The organism is Bradyrhizobium guangzhouense (genome assembly GCF_004114955.1).
GTDB classification, from domain to species: Bacteria; Pseudomonadota; Alphaproteobacteria; order Rhizobiales; family Xanthobacteraceae; genus Bradyrhizobium; species Bradyrhizobium guangzhouense.
Window position 1 is genome coordinate 4,095,711 of sequence record NZ_CP030053.1, and the last position, 15,568, is coordinate 4,111,278.

Sequence of the window (15,568 nt, forward strand, 5' to 3'; positions counted from 1 at the left end):
CGTGTCCCGGACGCGGTGCAGCGCGTAGCGGTGCGCCGCAGAGCCGGGACCCAAACCACGCGGGTTGCTCTCGGCGAGATGGGCCCCGGCTCTGCAGCGCACCGTCAAGGGACGCTGCGCTGCGTCCGGGGCACAAGTGGAGTGTGAGGCGACGACCGAGCCCCCTACTTCTTCACCTTGCTCGCGTCCATCTTGATGGCGGGATCCAGCATCTTCGTCGTGAACGCGGTCGTCACATCGAACGGCTTCTCCATGCCGAGATAGGTCTGGACCAGCTCGTAGTCCTTCTTCATCCGCTCGCCGTCGATCCAGCCCAGACCCTTGGTGGTGGTGAACTCGTCCGTCATCAGGAACTTGATGCGCTCCCACTGGCGCTCCTGGTTCTCCTTGTCGAGACCGGAGACCTGGTCGAGCAGCGCCTTCAGGCACGGCGTGACGTCGGCAACGCAGGCGGCAAAGGCCTTCTGCGAGATGCGCACGAAATCCTCGACGAGCTTCGGGTTCTTCTGCAAGTAAGCGCCGTTGACGATCAGCGAATTGCCGTAAGGATTGAGGCCGATGTCCTTCCAGTTGACGTAGCCGAGGTCCGGCCCGAACTCGATCACCTTCAGATCGTGCTCGTTGTAGAAGTCGCTGATGATGTCGACGGTGTGGCTCTTCAGCGCGGCGATCTTGGCGGTCGGCCCGATATTGACGAAGCTGACGGAGTCGGGCGCGAGACCCGCCGCCTTCGCGAATGCAGGCCACATCACCCGCGAGGCATCGCCGGGCGGGTTACCGATCTTGTGGCCGGCAAAGTCCTTCGCGCCGTTCACGCCATAGCTCTTCAGCCAGTAGAAGGTCTGGCCGGTATTCGCGTAAATGCTCATCAGAGCGACGTCATCGGCGCCCTTGCTCTTGGCAACCAGCATGGTGGCGAGATCGGCGATGCCGAAGGCCGAGCCGCCGGAGCCGACCTTGGCGGCGGAGACGCCGGAGCCCTTGCCGACCTCGATGGTGAGGTCGATGCCTGATTTCTCGTACCAGCCTTGCGCCTTGGCGTAGTAGAACGGCGAATGATCGGCGGTCGGCGTCCAGTTCAGGATCAGGTTGACCGCCTCGCCCGCGCCTGCCGGGCCTACCTGCCATCCGAGCATCAGGGTTACGATCGCAGCCTGCAAACGCTTCATCGCACTCTCCTCATTGCCGCGACCCGGCTTGTCGCTACCGCCATGTGCGGCTACCAATGCAACAAGCCCGCCCTCAACTTGTCAACTGTTTGGTTGGAAATGCCCGCAAAACGCTCAGGCGACACCGTGCCGCAGCGCCGCGACCCGGTCGCGACCCGCAAGAAACTGCTCACCGCGGCACGCCAGGAGTTCGCCAGGCATGGTTTTGCGGGCGCCCGCGTCGACGAGATCGCCGAGCGCGCCGGCGTCAACAAGCAGCTGGTCTATCACTATTTTGGCGACAAGGACGCGCTCTACCTCGCCGTACTCGAATGGGTCTATGAGGACATCCGCGAACAGGAGCGCAGGCTCAATCTCGAAGGCCTGCCGCCGGACAAGGCGATCCGCCGGCTGATCGAGGCCTCGTTCGATCATCTGGCGGAAAACCCCGATTTCATCGTGCTCCTGAACGACGAGAACCGCGGCGGCGCCCGCCATGTGCGCGGCTCGACCCGGCTGGAGGCGATGCATTCGCCGCTCGTGAAGAGCGTCTCGCACATCCTCCATGAGGGCGTGCGCTCAGGGATGTTCCGCAAGGGGATCGACCCCATCCAGCTCTACATCTCGATTGCGGGCCTTTCCTATTTCTTCTTCTCCAACACGCCGACGCTGTCGGCGATCTTCGGCAAGGACCTGTCGAGCCGCACCGCCCGGCGCGCGCGCCGCCGGCATGTCGCCGATCTGGTGCTGCAGTCGCTCCGGCCGTAATCAACCAGATGGTTGAAACTTGCCCCAGAGACGGTTAGGCTCGGCCTGCGGCAGCGAGGCCGAAGCAACAGGGAGCGGATGGTGACAGGTGGCGGAGCAAGGCCGGCGCGCAGCTTTGCGATCGTCCTGATCGTGCACCTCGCCGTGCTCGTGCTCTGGCAACTCGCGGTCGATGCCTTCCACGTGCCGAAATTCATCCTCCCCTCGCCACTCGCGACGGTGCAGACACTGGGCACTGCAAGTTATGCCTGGGGTACCAACACGCTGGTGACGGCCATCGAGATCCTCGGCGGCTTCGCCCTCGGCGCGGTCGTCGGCGTCGCGCTCGCCGTGATCTTCAGCTGGGCGCCGCTGGTGAGCCTCGTGCTACTGCCGCTGTTCGTGACGCTGAACATGATCCCGAAGGTCGCGCTCGGCCCGCTCTTCATCGTCTGGTTCTCCTACGGCATCCTGCCGAACATCCTGATCGCCTTCAGCATCTGCTTCTTCCCGATCCTGCTCACCACCGCGCGGGGATTGCGCGAGGTCGAGCCTGACCTGCTCGACCTCGTCAAATCGCTGCGCGGCTCGCGCTGGACGCTGTTCCGCAAGATTCAGCTGCCGGGATCGCTGCCTTACGTGTTCTCCGGCATGAAGGTCGGCGCCATCCTAGCGGTCGCCGGCGCCGTCGTCGGCGAGTTCATCGCCTCCGAGCGCGGGCTCGGCTACCTCATGATCCAGGTGCAGTCCTCGCTCGACACGCCGGCGATGGTCATGGCCGTCGTGCTGCTGACGCTGCTCGGCGTCGCCCTCTACGGCCTGGTGCTCGCCCTCGAACGCATGTTCGTGGTCGGCGATGCCAGGCAAACTTGAAACGGCAGATTTAGCTGAAGGACCGATCCATGCTGCTCACCCGCCAGACGCTGCCGAAGACCATTCCTGATATCGCGGCCCTCGACGATCTGCTGTGCCGGCCGACGCAGGCATTGATCGACGACCTCAAGAAGGTCGAGGGCGACATCATGATCCTCGGCGTCGCCGGCAAAATGGGCCCGACGCTGGCGGGGCTGGCGAAGGCTGCCGCACCCGATCGCCGCGTCATCGGCGTCGCCCGCTTCAGCGACGCCGGCGTCAAGGACTGGCTGCATGCGCGCGGCGTCGAGACCATCAATTGCGACCTGCTGGACGAGGCCGCGATCAACGCGCTGCCGAAGGCGCCCAACATCGTCTTCATGGCCGGCCGCAAATTCGGTGCCGAGGGCGATCTGTCGCTGACCTGGGCGATGAACGCGCACGTCCCGGCGCTGGTGGCACAGGCCTTCCCGTCGTCGCGGATCGTCGCGTTCTCGACCGGCTGCGTCTATCCGTTCGTGCCGGTCGACGGCAAAGGCTCGACCGAGGAGATGGCGCCGAACCCGCCCGGCGAATACGCCCAGTCCTGCGTCGGGCGCGAGCGCATGTTCGAGTATTTCTCGCACAAGTTCGGCACGTCAGGACGGCTGTTCCGGCTCAATTATGCAATCGACATGCGCTACGGCGTGCTGCACGACATCGCCACGAAGGTGCTCAGCGGCGTGCCGATCGATGTCAGCCTCGGCCACGTCAATTTCATCTGGCAGGGCGATGCCTCCGCGCAGGCGCTGCGTTGCCTCGTCCACTGCACGTCACCGACATCGCCGATCAATGTCAGCGGGCATGAGATCCTCAGCGTGCGCGATCTCGCGCAAAAATTCGGCGCCCGCTTCGGCCGCTCGCCGGTGCTGACCGGCAAGGAAGAGCCGACGGCCTGGCTCACCGACACATCGAAAGCCGTCGAGCTGTTCGGCCTGCCCGTGGTCGACACCGAGCAGCTGATCGCCTGGACCGCCGACTGGGTCTCCCGCGCCATGCCGAGCCTCGGCAAGCCGACAAAATACGAGGTGCGCGATGGCCGTTATTGACGGGCTGCCCGTGGTCAAGCTCGGCGTCGACGATGCGATCGCCGGGCTCGTGTTGTCGACGGAAGCGAAGTGGAACCAGACCGAAGAGGACTGGCGCGTCTTCCTGCACGAGGGCGTCGTGTTCGGCATCCGCAACGGCCCACTGCTCGTCGCCACGGCCGCGCTGCTGCCCTACTCCGGCAACAACGCCTGGATCAGCATGGTGCTGGTGACATCAAGCCATCGCCGGCGCGGCCTCGCGACGCGGCTGGTCGACGCCTGCCTTGAAACCGCACGCAGGAACGGACTGACCAGCTGGCTCGATGCGACGCCCGACGGCGCCGCCGTCTACGGGCCGCTCGGCTTCACGCCGACGCTGCAATTGCGGCGGCTGAAATTGGTCATGCCGATGCGCCTGCCCGCGCCACCGCCACCCGCCGCATCGCTCGCTACGCTCCGCACGCGGGACCTGCGCGCAACCGGTTTCGACCGCGCCGCTCTCCTGACCGCCTTTGCGCAGCGCTCCGGCTCGCGCATTGCCGCCTCACGCGGGGCGATCGCGCTGATCCGCGACGGCAGGACCGCGCGCCATATCGGCCCCCTGTTCGCAGACAATGCCGCCGACGCGCTGGCGCTGGTTCACGCGATCGCGCGATCCGAGACTGCGCCGCTGCTGATCGATGCGGTCGCCCCACAGGCCGCATTCCTGGAAGGATTGACCGCCTCGGGCTGGACCATCGAGCGCCCGTTCCAGCGCATGCGGTTCGGCCCAGCCACATCAGCGGGCGATGAAATGCCATTCGCCGTCGCCGGCCCCGAATTCGGATAGGACATCATGCACCACAGCCAGATCAACAGCGACATCCGCAGGCTGATTGCCGAAGGCACGGTGCTGCCGGCGCACCCGCTCGCGCTCACCGCCGAACGTCAGCTCGACAGACGCCATCAGCGCGCGCTGACGCGCTATTACATCGACGCCGGCTCCGGCGGCCTTGCGGTCGGCGTCCATACCACGCAATTCGCGATCCGCGATGTCGGCCTCTACCGGCCCGTGCTCGAGCTTGCCGCCGAGACGGCAGCAAACTGGACCAAGCGACCGCTGGCGATGGTCGCGGGCCTTGCCGGTCCGACCCGGCAGGCGGTGGCCGAGGCCCGCACCGCGCGCGACATCGGCTATCACGCCGGCCTGCTCAGCCTCGCCGCGATGAAGAGCGCCTCCGAGGACGAGATCATCGCGCATTGCACCGCGGTCGCCGCCGAAATCCCGCTGGTCGGCTTTTACCTCCAACCGGCGGTTGGCGGCGTCGTCCTGTCGAGCCGGTTCTGGCAGCGCTTTGCCTCGATCGACAATGTCATCGCCATCAAGATCGCGCCGTTCAACCGCTATCGGACGCTCGACGTGCTGCGCGGTGTCGCCGCCGCCGGCGCGCTCGACCGCGTCGCGCTCTACACCGGCAATGACGATCACATCCTGCTCGATCTGATGCTGCCGTTCGACCTTCGCGACCGGGGCGTCACCACGCGCACCTACTTCAAGGGCGGCCTGCTCGGCCATTGGTCGGTGTGGACCGCGAGCGCCGTCAAGCAGTTCGAGCGCTGCAAGCAGGCGCGGCACAAGGACAGCGTGCCGGCCGATTTGCTCGCGCTCGACGCCCGCGTCACCGATTGCAACAGCGCCTTCTTCGACGTCGCCAACAATTTTCACGGCTGCATTGCAGGCTGCCACGAGGTGCTGCGGCGTCAGGGCCTGATGCGGGGCCTGTGGTGCCTCGATCCGAACGAGAGCCTCAGCCCCGGCCAGATCGAGGAGATCGACCGCGTCACGCGCGAGCATTCCGATCTCAGCGACGATGCCTTCGTCGCCGCCAATTTGAGCAAATGGCTGGCATGAGCCCAACACCCTTCATCAGCCTGAAAGGCGTCCGGAAAGTCTATCGCAGCGGCGGCCGCGAATTCCTGGCAGTCTCGGACGTGACGATGGACGTGCAGGAAGGTGAGCTGGTCTCGCTGGTCGGCCCGTCCGGCTGCGGCAAGACCACGGTGATGAAGATTCTGGCCGGCCTGCACGGCGCCGACGGCGGCACGGTGAGTATCGGCAATGCCGAGAGCCCGTTCGATCCGAGCCGCGACATCGGCATGGTGTTCCAGCAGGCGCTGTTGTTGAAATGGCGCACCATTCTGGACAACGTGCTGCTGCCGGCCGAGATCGTCGGCCTGCCGATGAAAGCGGCGCGTGAGCGGGCGCGCGACCTGCTCAAGCTGGTCGGCCTATCGGGCTATGAAGAGAAATATCCGCGCGAGCTCTCCGGCGGCATGCAGCAGCGCACTGCCATTGCACGCGCCTTCATCCACGATCCCAAGCTGATCCTGATGGACGAGCCGTTCGGCGCGCTGGACGCATTGACGCGCGAGCAGATGAATCTGGAGATGCTGCGGATCTGGCGCGAGAGCGGCAAGACCATCATCTTCGTCACGCATTCGATCCAGGAAGCCGTGTTCCTGTCCTCGCATTGCGCCGTGCTCACCGCGGGCCCCGCGAAGATGGCCGACTATTTCCCGATCGACCTGCCCTTCCCGCGCGACCTGCCGCTGAAGACGACGGATGCGTTCGGCGCCTATGCAAGGCGTATCTACGCGAAGCTCGGGTTGGGCGCGGCGTAGGCTGCTCCCCCTGCTGTCATTCCGGGGCGCGCCCCGGAATGACAGATCAGCCGTCCTCGACAAAGATCGACAGGGCCTTGCGCAATTCCTTGTAGGCGCGCGGTCCGATCTTGGCGGCCAGCGCCTTGTCGCTCTCGGCCGCCGCTGGCTTCATCCGGGCGAGCAGCGCGATACCGGCCTCGGTCAGATAGAGCACGTAGTAGCGTCGGTTGACCGCCGAGGCGGTCCGCCGTACCAGGCCGCGGCTCTCCAGATGATCGACCAGCCTGCCGAGCCCTGCCCGCTCGATCGACAGCAGTTGCGCGACCGCGAGCTGGTTGACGCCCGGATTGGCGTCGATCACGCAGAGCACGGAAAACTGGGCGGGGCTGATCTCGAAGGCCGCCAGCTGCCGGCTGAACTCCTTGAAGATCCAGAGCTGCGCCCTGCGGATGCTGTAGCCCAACAGCTGCGTGAGGTCGCCAAGCGCCGGCGGCTTGGCCTTGAGTTTAACCTTGGCCTGCTTGGTGGCGGACACCGCGCGGGGCGCCGATCGCGACGGCTTTGCCACGCGTGCTATCCGCTGCGGTCCTGCGATCCGTTTCCTCACCCGTGCCTTGCCTGGCTGCATCGACCCGCATCTTTCGCAGAGCCGGTGCAGGCGCATCCGGCGGATTCGGACAGCAAGTCTAACGCAACGCGGCCGGATCGAGAAGCCGGGCGGGTTCCGTCCGCGCGCCTACAGCTTCTACGACAGGTTGCACGGCAATATCGCGTGATGCGTCATGTTGACACGGCAACATCGCTCCCTTAAGCATCGTGAAAGTCCGCCGTCATACGAGCGGGTTCAAGGGGAGCGAAATTCGGTGCCGTCATCAGGGGTGGACGCCGATCCGCATGCCGTCGTGCATCGCGGCGGAAAGTCTTTGCGCGCGGCCGATGCTGCGCTGGCGCCGACCATTGGCGCGAGAGCTTCTCTCCCAACAACACTGTCGCAGATCACGCCGCCACGCCTCACCGGCTGGCGGCGCGCCGGGCGCGTTCGTTCACGCAGCAATCATGAAACTGGGAGGACATGACATGAAACGACTTTTCCTGGCATCGACGATCATCGCCACATGGGCGTCTGTTGGCCCGCAGGCGACCGCACACGGGCTGCCGCCGAGCGGCGTCGCCCCGCGCGCGTCCTGCACCGCCCTCACCGGCCTCACGCTGCCGAACACCCAGATCCTGAGCGCGACGCAGAAGTCGGGCTATTGCAACGTGGTCGGCATCATCAACAAGCGCGTCTCGACGCAGGATCCAGATCACTTCACCTACGGCATCGGCTTTGCGCTCAACCTGCCCAACACCTGGCACGGCCGCTTCGAGATGATGGGCGGCGGCGGCACCGACGGCAGCCTCAATGCCGACCCGCAAGGCGCGGCCGGCGTCGAGGTCGGCCAGGGCTGGGCGGTCGCGGCCGATGACGGCGGCCACGAAGACAATCCGGCCAATGCGGTCGGCGGCTATCAGGACGACGACGCCAATGCCGGGGGCTCCGCGCATTTCGCCATCGATGCGCAGGCGCGCCGCGACTACGGCTACAACGGCATCGAGAAGACGGCGACGACGGCCAAGCAGATCATCTCCTATTTCTACGGCCTCGACACCGTCTATTCCTACATCATGGGCTGCTCGAACGGCGGCCGCGATGCGATGGTGGCGTCACAGCGCTCGCCCTGGCTGTTCGACGGCGTGATCTCGCAAAATCCCGGCTTCAACCTGCCGCAGGCCGCACTCGCCGAAGCCTGGAACGAGCAGGTGCTCGGCACGCTCGCAACCAGCAAGGACGTCAACGGCCAGCCGTTCATTCCCGATACCTTCCCGCAGCAGGACCTTCAGGTGGCATCCGCCGCGATCCTGAGCGCTTGCGATGCGCTGGACGGTCTCGTCGACGGCATCATCGACAATTACCACGCCTGCACGGCGAAGAAGGTCTATCCGGCGCTCGCGAGCTACACTTGCGGCACCGGCTCGCACGGCAGCACGCCGCATGGCGGCACCTGCCTCACCAGCGGCCAGGTCGATGGTCTGAAGAAGATCTACGCCGGACCGGTCAACTCCAGGGGCGAGCGGCTCTATTCGAACTGGTTCTGGGACGCCGGCATCTGGACGCCGCCCACCGCGCCCGGCGCGGGCTGGCAACTCTGGAACGTCGTCACTGCGCCGATACCCGGCGTCAACACAGCGATCAACCTGACGCTTGGCGCCGGCGCGATCCCGATGATCTTCCAGACGCCGCCCGTGGTCACGCCGGTCAACGGGCCGACCGGTCAGGAAGCCTTCGTGTTCAAGTTCAACTTCGACACCGACGCGCCGAAGATCTTCACGAAGACCGCGGCCTATCCGGAGAGCTCGATGGATTTCATGGCAGCGGTCGCAACGGATCTACGTCCGTTCAAAGCGCGCGGCGGCAAGCTGATCATCTCGTCCTCCGTCAATGACGGCATCTTCTCGGGCGCCTCGATCGCCCGCTGGTACCGCCATATGAACCGGCGCATGGACAATCACGCGACCGATTTCGCGCGGCTGTTCATGGTGCCCAACATGGCGCATTGCGGCGGCGGCGCGGCCACCAACAACTTCGCCGGCAACGAGCTCAAGGCGATCACCGACTGGGTCGAGAACGGCATCGCGCCGGACCGCATCGTCGCGGCCAACACCAACACCACCTCGCCCTACCCCGCCGGCGGCGTGTTCGATCCGCGCGTGGCCCAGAACTTCCCGACCGGCGGCACGCGGCCGCTCTGCGTCTATCCCAGAATCGCATCGTACAAGGGCAGCGGCCTGACCAGCGATGCCGCCAACTTTGCCTGCGTCGATCCCAACTTCGGCCGCGGCGGTGACCACGATTTCGACGACGATGACGACGGCCACGGAGGCGACCGGCATTAGGGGTCGTTGGTGCCCCGGACGCTGCGCAGCACGTAGTGATGCGCCGCTGAGCCGGGGCCCATCTCACCGCATACCCTGCGGCTTTCTGGATTCCGGCTCTGCGCCGCAACGCTCCCGCGCTGCGGCGCAGAGCCGGGACACGAGAGTGAGTGGAGATGATGCAATCCGCCTAGAGCAGCTTCGCGCTCACGAACAAGGCGCGCACCGCGTTCGTCGCCTGGACTGCGAGCATGGCGTTGCCGGAAGCGCCTTCCAGCGCCGCGACGGCCTCCTCATGCAGCGAGCGGAATTCCATCCACTCGACCGATTTGAAGTTGGTGAGGAATTGATAGGCCTGGCCGACGGTCGCGATCGCCAGCGTGTCACCGTTCAGCTTGATCTTGAACGTCGTGCGCAGCGGGGTCTCGGAGCTTGCTGGATCACTCATGGGCTGCTTCTGGACGACAACGGCTTAACGAAGGGAAAACGGCAGCGCCGCTGCACCTGACAAATATCAGGAGTCGGTGCTGGCGCGCTGCGAGGCGGTCGTCGCACCGCTCAGGCTCGGCACCACGACCAGGCGGTTGAACTCGCCGTTGTCATAGGCCTTGAGGAAGCGATCATAGTCCTTGATCGAGACGCAACCGTTGGAATCGCCGCGCGGGCCGAGCATGTAGGTGTGGGTGAGCAGGCCGACGCGGCCGAGCGCGCTGGTGCCGTCAGTCGGCGTCATGCGCAGCGCCCGCACGCCGTGGAACAGCTTTTCGCGCGGCTTGAGGTCGTAGGTCGCAGGCGGGGTCGCGCCGACCATGCGCTGGTCGACATGATCAGGGTCGTCCATCAGCGCGCCCATGCCCGAATGGGCCTCGATCGCAACGCCACTCGGCAAATAGAGCGCCTTGGCCTTGATGTCATAGACCGCCGTGTGCGAATCGTAGCCAAGCGCAGCCAGATCCGGCGCCCTGCCCAACAGGCCGTCGCTGGGGGTCAAGGAGGCCAGCCTGATCTTGTCGGTGAATTTCTCGAAGAAGTTGCGGTTGTCGACCCGGGGATTGGCATCGGCATAGGCCTGGCTCGAAGCGATCTGAGCTGAGAAGTCGGCCTGCACCGGCCGCGAGCGCGGCATCGGGACGTTATCGGCGCGCTGCGACGGCTTTGCCGTCTCTTCGGTCGCGGCCTGATCGTTGTCGATCAAGGTCGAACGCCAGTCATCGCCCTGGAGCTTCTGGGCGAGCATCGCCTTGGCATCGCGCAGCTTGAGCTGGACCGCATTCAGGGCGGAGCGCTCCATCGTCCGCAGGCCAGGCTCGCGCGCGGGCGTGCTGTTGCCGGACAGCGAGGCGAAGCGATCGGCGAACGAGGGAGAATTGGCCGGCGGCAGCGCGGCCGTCACCAGCGAGCTCGAATCGCCCGAATTCGGAACGCCGATATCCGCGACCCACGCGGCGGCACCCAGCGCCAGCGCGATCGCAGCCATGGACAGCAATATCGTCTCGGCTCGCCCAATACGGCGGCGCGACAACAGCCTGTCGGCGCGTACGCGGTCGGAAACCATCAGATCCCCAAATCGACACCCCCGGGGGACCCAACCCCCACCCGGAGACTCTCTACCAGCTACCACATTGGGAGCCAAAAGTTAGGCATAATCGCGGCCGGAAAGCCGTCCGGAGGTATCCAATGACCGATCCTTTCGATCTAGAGCGCTTCCTGAGAGCCCAGGACCCGGTTTTTCGCGCCGTTTTAACGGAGCTGGGCCAAGGCCGGAAGCAAAGCCACTGGATGTGGTTCGTCTTTCCGCAAATCGCAGGCCTCGGCTTCAGCGCCATGTCGCAGCGTTATGCGATCAGCTCGCGGGCGGAGGCCAAAGCCTATCTGGCCCACCCCGTCCTCGGCCCTCGCCTGGTCGAATGCACCCGCCTTGTCCTCGCTGTGCAGGGGCAAACCATCAATGCAATCCTTGGCGCGCCCGATGATGCCAAATTCCGCTCGTCGATGACGCTATTCGACGCCGTGTCCGACGATCCCGTCTTCAACGAAGCGCTCGCCAGATATTTCGCCGGCAAGCGCGACGATGCGACGCTGGAAATCCTGGCAGCTCTCGATCGAAAGACCTAGCTGGCGCAGCTACGGCGCGAGCAACGTAAACCCGCGGTTAACAGGCTCCCTCTATTTTTCTCGGAGAAATCATTCCCCGCGCCAATTGCCGGACAGATCATGAAAATCGGTACGCTGCTGACCACCGCCATCGTCTCGCTCTCGACCGTCGGCGGCGGCCTCGCCGTCTATGTCGCCGTGACCAAATACCAGACGATCGAGCGGATTACCGAGGCACAGGGCCGGCTCGCGATCGTCCGCGCCGTCAGCGACATCCCGCGCTATCTCAATCCCGAACGCGGCTTTTCCACCAACATCCTCTACGGGCCTGCAACCATCGATCCCGCGCAGCTCGCCGAGCAGGACAAGCTGCGCAAGCAGACCGATGGCGCCCGCGACAAGATGAATGCGCTACGCAAGGAGCTGCCTGCTTCCTTCGACGACGGCGCCACCATCGGCAGCAACATCGACGGCATCAATGCGAAGTTCACTGGCTTACGCGAGGCCATCGACAAAGCGTTGGCCGGTCCGGCCGATGCGCGCAAGGACGCGGCCAAGAAGATCGTCGCCGACAATGCCGTGCTCAACGGCGGGGTGACCGCACTGCTCAACGAGCAGGTCCGCCGCATGGCGATCCTCAACGGCGACGCCTACCGGCAAGCCAGCTACGCCAACATCGCCATGACTTTGCGCGACGTCGGCGGCTTCAACTCCAGCCTGCACAAGAACCTCGTCGGCGGCAAGAAACCGGCGACTGACGCCGAGAAGGCCGACATCAATCGCTCGCAGGGCCGCAACGACCAGATCGTGATGTCGCTGCAGGAGCTACGCGGCAATCCAGCCACCCCTGCGAATGTCGCCGCTGCGCTGGAGAAGTTCAATGCGGTCTATGTCGAGGAGTTCGGCCGCGAGCTCAAGCTCGTGAAGGACGGTGCCATCACCGGCAAGTACGAACACGATATGGACACCTACTTCGCCTCGACGCAACGCGGCCTCGGCACCATCATTGAGGTCCGCGACGCCTTCTACGACAATGCCGAGCAGGTTCTCGCCGGCGCCTCTGCCGCCGCGCGTACCAGTTTCACGATCGCACTGGTCGGCCTGCTCGCCGTGCTGATCGCAAGCGCCGGCCTCATCGTGACGGTCCGCCGCCGCGTCTGCGCCCCGATCGTCGGCCTGACGAGCCGGATGTCACGGCTTGCGGACGGCGAGCTTGCGGAAGACATCCCCGGCGCCGACCGCTCCGACGAGATCGGCGCGATGGCCGCCGCCGTCCAGGTCTTCAAGGACAACATGATCCGGGCCGAAAGGCTCGCCGCCGAGAAGCAGGCCGAGAACGACGGCAAGATGCGCCGCGCCCAGGCGCTCGACGAATTGACCCGCGCCTTCGAAGCCAAGGTCACCGAGCTGGTCGGCGGCCTGTCGCAGGCGTCCTCGACCATGGAGAGCACCGCGCAGTCGATGACCTCGACGGCGGCCCAGACCAACAGCCAGGCCGCGGTCGTCGCCGCCGCCTCCGAGCAGACCTCGACCAACGTGCAGACGGTCGCAAGCGCGACCGAAGAGCTGACCTCTTCGATCGCCGAGATCGGCCGCCAGGTCGCACAATCGACCGAGATCGCAGCCCGCGCCGTCGACAATGCCCGCCGTACCGGCGACACCGCGCGTACGCTAGCCGAGGGCGCGCAGAAGATCGGCGACGTCGTCACGCTGATCCAGAGCATCGCCGAGCAAACCAACCTGCTGGCACTCAACGCGACGATCGAGGCCGCCCGTGCCGGCGACGCCGGCCGCGGCTTTGCCGTCGTCGCCTCCGAAGTGAAATCGCTGGCCGGCCAGACCGCCAAGGCCACCACCGAGATCTCCGAGCAGATCACCGCGATCCAGACCGCCAGCGACGAGACCGTCGCCGCGATCCGCAATGTCGCCGACGTCATCGCCGAAATCGACCAGATCGGCACCGCGATTGCGGCCGCGATCGAGGAACAGGGCTCGGCGACCAAGGAGATCGCCCGCAGCGTGCAGGAAGCCGCGCGCGGCACCCAGGAGGTCAACACCAACATATCGGGCGTGCAGCGCGCCGCCGACCACACCGGTACGGCCGCAAGGGAAGTTCTCGGCGCCGCCGAACAGCTCTCGACGCAGTCGCGTGACCTCGCCGGCCAGTTCGATCGCTTCCTCGGCGAAGTCAGGGCGGCGTAGGATCTGTCGCTGCGATGACACTCCCGTAGCCCGGATGGAGCCTCAGTACGGCGGCGCCTTGCGCGCGCGCTGCGCTTTCGCCGCCTCGATCCACCACAGCAAATCATCGGCAAAGCGGGGGAACGCGCGCTCCAGCGCCTTGCCGCCCTCGCCGATCGGCTCGCTTTCGGCCGACAGCGTCTGCGCGATCGGACCGACGCCGATGGTGCTCGAGATCACCACCATGCCCATTTCCGACAGCGTGCCATGCCACGCGGTCGAGGCGCGTGCGCCCGACAGGCGCCCCGCCGAGTAGCTCACGATCGCGGCCGGTCGCCAGAACCACTCTTCCAGGAAGTGGTCGGTGAGATTCTTCAAGCCCGGCTGGATGCCCCAATTATATTCGCCGGTCACAAAGACAAAACCGTCGGCGCCGCGGATCTGGCCGGCGAGCTTTTCCAGCGCCTCGGGTGCTGTACCCTTGGCGTATTCCTTGTACATGCGATCGAGCATTGGCAGGCCGATCGCCTTGGCGTCGATGAACTCAACTTCTTCGCCGCGGCCGCGCAGGCCATTGATGACGAAATTCGCAAGGCGGATGCCCATGCGGTCGGAACGGTAGGATCCGTACAGGACGAGGATGCGGTTGCTCATGGCGGCATGCTAGCACGAAACCGGAGCCCGTCCCCAATCGCTTTATCGTGCTAACGCCGGCGTCCGCGCTCCAGCGTTTGCGAGGGCGTCTCGCCGAACTGATCGCGATAGCCGCGGGAGAAATCGGACAGATGCCAGAAGCCGAAGGCCAGCGCGACGGCCTTCACGCTCTCGGCTCCGGCCAGAAGCCGCCGGCGAACCAGCCACAGGCGGTGTACCCGCAAGAAACGATGCAGGCTCATGCCGCGATAGCGGCGGACGACGTCATGCATCGTGCGGACGGAGAAACCGAGCTTGCGTGCGATCTCCTCGCTATAGATCGGCTGCGACAGATCGTCGGACAGAAGCGCGCGGATGTCCTGGAATATCTTGAAGTTGCGCTCATCGTTCGCGCGCAGTATCCATCGTGCGGGGACCAGGTTTTCGAACACCTCGTCGACGGCACCGAGCAGAGATTCCTTCATGGCGGCCGTCTTCAGCGGCATCGCCGCGGCCTCGACCGGTTCCGCCGCAACAGCCAGGACCTCCCGGACCACTTCGCGCAGCCGGTTCAAACCGAGCGCAGTCGTCTCGTAGATCTTGAAGGTCGAGGTCGCCGCCGGCCACCCGCGATCCGTCACTTCCGGCCTGAACACCACCGAGGCAATTTGCCGCTGCACCTCCTCGATCGTGGTGTAGGCAGCGCCGCTGCTGCCAATGACGATGGCCTGACGGGCGCGCTGGGAACCGTTGAAGCGAATGGGCACGTCGAGGTCGTCCATCGTGAAGCCGATCGCCGTGCAGTCTTCGACGAGTTGCGCATCGACAACGCGCGGAAACGCACGCGTCACGTTCACGTCGCAGCCGGGCAACGACAGGACTGTCTGCTCAGACGAAATGCTCCTGACGAAAGGCGTGAATTCGAAATTCAGGCCCCGTATGGCACTCCGAAATTCATCGACGTCAGAGAAGCGAAATGTCTTAAGCGCCAAGCCGGGCGCATCATCAATACTGTTCATGGCAATGTGAAACGTCGCATCTAAACCGATGCACGTCCGGCACCGAGGCCGGTTCGATCCCCCCTTTTGAGCTGTCCCGCGAGCTCGAAAGACTCATCTGACCTGTTTGGACAGTTGGCGAGCGTCCCGTCTAAAGAACAAGCCGGCCGATCAAGGCTCGCCAAATTTCGATATCGTTTCCGATGCAAGTGTGGTGCATCAATACCCGCATGATCAAAGTGTATATTCCAAATTAACACCTCTGGGGCGCAATGAACCCTGTTCGATATTC

15 protein-coding genes are annotated in these 15,568 nt (G+C 65.1%); 9 read left to right on the forward strand and 6 right to left on the reverse strand.

Features of this window, described 5'->3' with window-relative positions; translation table 11 throughout:
• Window positions 1–164 precede the first annotated feature (164 nt).
• Window positions 165–1,169 (reverse strand): ABC transporter substrate-binding protein, encoded by a 1,005-nt coding sequence (locus XH91_RS19745; protein ID WP_128952117.1) that lies wholly within the window; start codon window positions 1,167–1,169, stop codon window positions 165–167.
• Between the two features lie 99 nt (window positions 1,170–1,268).
• On the opposite strand from XH91_RS19745, the gene XH91_RS19750 reads away from it, so the two are divergent.
• From XH91_RS19750 to XH91_RS19775, 6 genes are all read left to right on the forward strand, one after another.
• A complete protein-coding gene (locus XH91_RS19750; RefSeq protein ID WP_128952118.1) occupies window positions 1,269–1,916 on the forward strand; it encodes a TetR/AcrR family transcriptional regulator in 648 nt (215 codons plus the stop codon).
• 81 nt (window positions 1,917–1,997) lie between these two features.
• Window positions 1,998–2,768 carry an ABC transporter permease gene (locus tag XH91_RS19755; protein ID WP_128952119.1) on the forward strand — a complete coding sequence of 257 codons (771 nt, stop codon included), beginning with the start codon at window positions 1,998–2,000 and terminating at the stop codon, window positions 2,766–2,768.
• A 29-nt stretch (window positions 2,769–2,797) separates the two neighbouring features.
• A complete protein-coding gene (locus XH91_RS19760) occupies window positions 2,798–3,835 on the forward strand; it encodes an NAD-dependent epimerase/dehydratase family protein (RefSeq protein WP_128952120.1) in 1,038 nt (345 codons plus the stop codon).
• Entirely contained in the window at window positions 3,822–4,643 is an 822-nt protein-coding gene (locus tag XH91_RS19765) for a GNAT family N-acetyltransferase (RefSeq protein WP_128952121.1), read from the forward strand. The genes XH91_RS19760 and XH91_RS19765 overlap by 14 nt, the downstream gene beginning before the upstream one ends.
• Window positions 4,644–4,649: 6 nt before the next feature.
• Window positions 4,650–5,705, forward strand: a complete 1,056-nt coding sequence (locus XH91_RS19770; protein ID WP_128952122.1) for a dihydrodipicolinate synthase family protein — start codon at window positions 4,650–4,652, stop codon at window positions 5,703–5,705.
• Entirely contained in the window at window positions 5,693–6,475 is a 783-nt protein-coding gene (locus XH91_RS19775) for an ABC transporter ATP-binding protein (RefSeq protein ID WP_128952123.1), read from the forward strand. The genes XH91_RS19770 and XH91_RS19775 overlap by 13 nt, the downstream gene beginning before the upstream one ends.
• A 46-nt stretch (window positions 6,476–6,521) precedes the next feature.
• Here the strand turns inward: XH91_RS19775 and XH91_RS19780 are convergent, their stop codons facing one another.
• Window positions 6,522–7,025 (reverse strand): MarR family winged helix-turn-helix transcriptional regulator, encoded by a 504-nt coding sequence (locus tag XH91_RS19780; RefSeq protein WP_245477155.1) that lies wholly within the window; start codon window positions 7,023–7,025, stop codon window positions 6,522–6,524.
• 509 nt (window positions 7,026–7,534) lie between these two features.
• Here XH91_RS19780 and XH91_RS19785 point away from each other — a divergent pair.
• Window positions 7,535–9,391: a tannase/feruloyl esterase family alpha/beta hydrolase gene (locus tag XH91_RS19785; RefSeq protein ID WP_164934155.1), complete on the forward strand. Its 1,857-nt coding sequence runs from the start codon at window positions 7,535–7,537 to the stop codon at window positions 9,389–9,391.
• 169 nt (window positions 9,392–9,560) lie between these two features.
• On the opposite strand, the gene XH91_RS19790 is transcribed toward XH91_RS19785, so the two are convergent.
• Together XH91_RS19790 and XH91_RS19795 are read right to left on the reverse strand one after the other, a co-directional pair.
• The gene (locus tag XH91_RS19790; protein WP_128952125.1) at window positions 9,561–9,818 is read right to left on the reverse strand and encodes a hypothetical protein; all 258 of its coding nucleotides are present in this window, start codon (window positions 9,816–9,818) and stop codon (window positions 9,561–9,563) included.
• 66 nt (window positions 9,819–9,884) lie between these two features.
• Window positions 9,885–10,856 carry a DUF2778 domain-containing protein gene (locus XH91_RS19795; RefSeq protein WP_128954917.1) on the reverse strand — a complete coding sequence of 324 codons (972 nt, stop codon included), beginning with the start codon at window positions 10,854–10,856 and terminating at the stop codon, window positions 9,885–9,887.
• A 191-nt stretch (window positions 10,857–11,047) separates the two neighbouring features.
• Here XH91_RS19795 and XH91_RS19800 point away from each other — a divergent pair, with 191 nt between their 5' ends.
• Window positions 11,048–11,485: a DUF1810 domain-containing protein gene (locus XH91_RS19800; protein ID WP_128952126.1), complete on the forward strand. Its 438-nt coding sequence runs from the start codon at window positions 11,048–11,050 to the stop codon at window positions 11,483–11,485.
• Window positions 11,486–11,584: 99 nt separating this feature from the next.
• Window positions 11,585–13,666, forward strand: coding sequence for a methyl-accepting chemotaxis protein (locus tag XH91_RS19805; protein ID WP_128952127.1), 2,082 nt, complete (start codon window positions 11,585–11,587; stop codon window positions 13,664–13,666).
• 42 nt (window positions 13,667–13,708) lie between these two features.
• Here XH91_RS19805 and XH91_RS19810 read toward each other — a convergent pair whose 3' ends face one another.
• Window positions 13,709–14,299 (reverse strand): NADPH-dependent FMN reductase, encoded by a 591-nt coding sequence (locus tag XH91_RS19810; RefSeq protein ID WP_128952128.1) that lies wholly within the window; start codon window positions 14,297–14,299, stop codon window positions 13,709–13,711.
• Between the two features lie 50 nt (window positions 14,300–14,349).
• Complete coding sequence (locus XH91_RS19815) at window positions 14,350–15,297, reverse strand: helix-turn-helix domain-containing protein (protein ID WP_128952129.1); 948 nt, start codon at window positions 15,295–15,297, stop codon at window positions 14,350–14,352.
• Window positions 15,298–15,568 lie beyond the last annotated feature (271 nt).

What these genes read in the sequence shown, in the direction of transcription:
- XH91_RS19745 (WP_128952117.1), bottom strand. Translation starts at nt 1,169, where the DNA reads ATGAAGCGTTTGCAGGCTGCGATCGTAACCCTGATGCTCGGATGGCAG.
- XH91_RS19750 (WP_128952118.1), top strand. Translation starts at nt 1,269, where the DNA reads ATGCCCGCAAAACGCTCAGGCGACACCGTGCCGCAGCGCCGCGACCCG.
- XH91_RS19760 (WP_128952120.1), top strand. Translation starts at nt 2,798, where the DNA reads ATGCTGCTCACCCGCCAGACGCTGCCGAAGACCATTCCTGATATCGCG.
- XH91_RS19765 (WP_128952121.1), top strand. Translation starts at nt 3,822, where the DNA reads ATGGCCGTTATTGACGGGCTGCCCGTGGTCAAGCTCGGCGTCGACGAT.
- XH91_RS19770 (WP_128952122.1), top strand. Translation starts at nt 4,650, where the DNA reads ATGCACCACAGCCAGATCAACAGCGACATCCGCAGGCTGATTGCCGAA.
- XH91_RS19775 (WP_128952123.1), top strand. Translation starts at nt 5,693, where the DNA reads ATGGCTGGCATGAGCCCAACACCCTTCATCAGCCTGAAAGGCGTCCGG.
- XH91_RS19785 (WP_164934155.1), top strand. Translation starts at nt 7,535, where the DNA reads ATGAAACGACTTTTCCTGGCATCGACGATCATCGCCACATGGGCGTCT.
- XH91_RS19790 (WP_128952125.1), bottom strand. Translation starts at nt 9,818, where the DNA reads ATGAGTGATCCAGCAAGCTCCGAGACCCCGCTGCGCACGACGTTCAAG.
- XH91_RS19800 (WP_128952126.1), top strand. Translation starts at nt 11,048, where the DNA reads ATGACCGATCCTTTCGATCTAGAGCGCTTCCTGAGAGCCCAGGACCCG.
- XH91_RS19805 (WP_128952127.1), top strand. Translation starts at nt 11,585, where the DNA reads ATGAAAATCGGTACGCTGCTGACCACCGCCATCGTCTCGCTCTCGACC.
- XH91_RS19810 (WP_128952128.1), bottom strand. Translation starts at nt 14,299, where the DNA reads ATGAGCAACCGCATCCTCGTCCTGTACGGATCCTACCGTTCCGACCGC.
- XH91_RS19815 (WP_128952129.1), bottom strand. Translation starts at nt 15,297, where the DNA reads ATGAACAGTATTGATGATGCGCCCGGCTTGGCGCTTAAGACATTTCGC.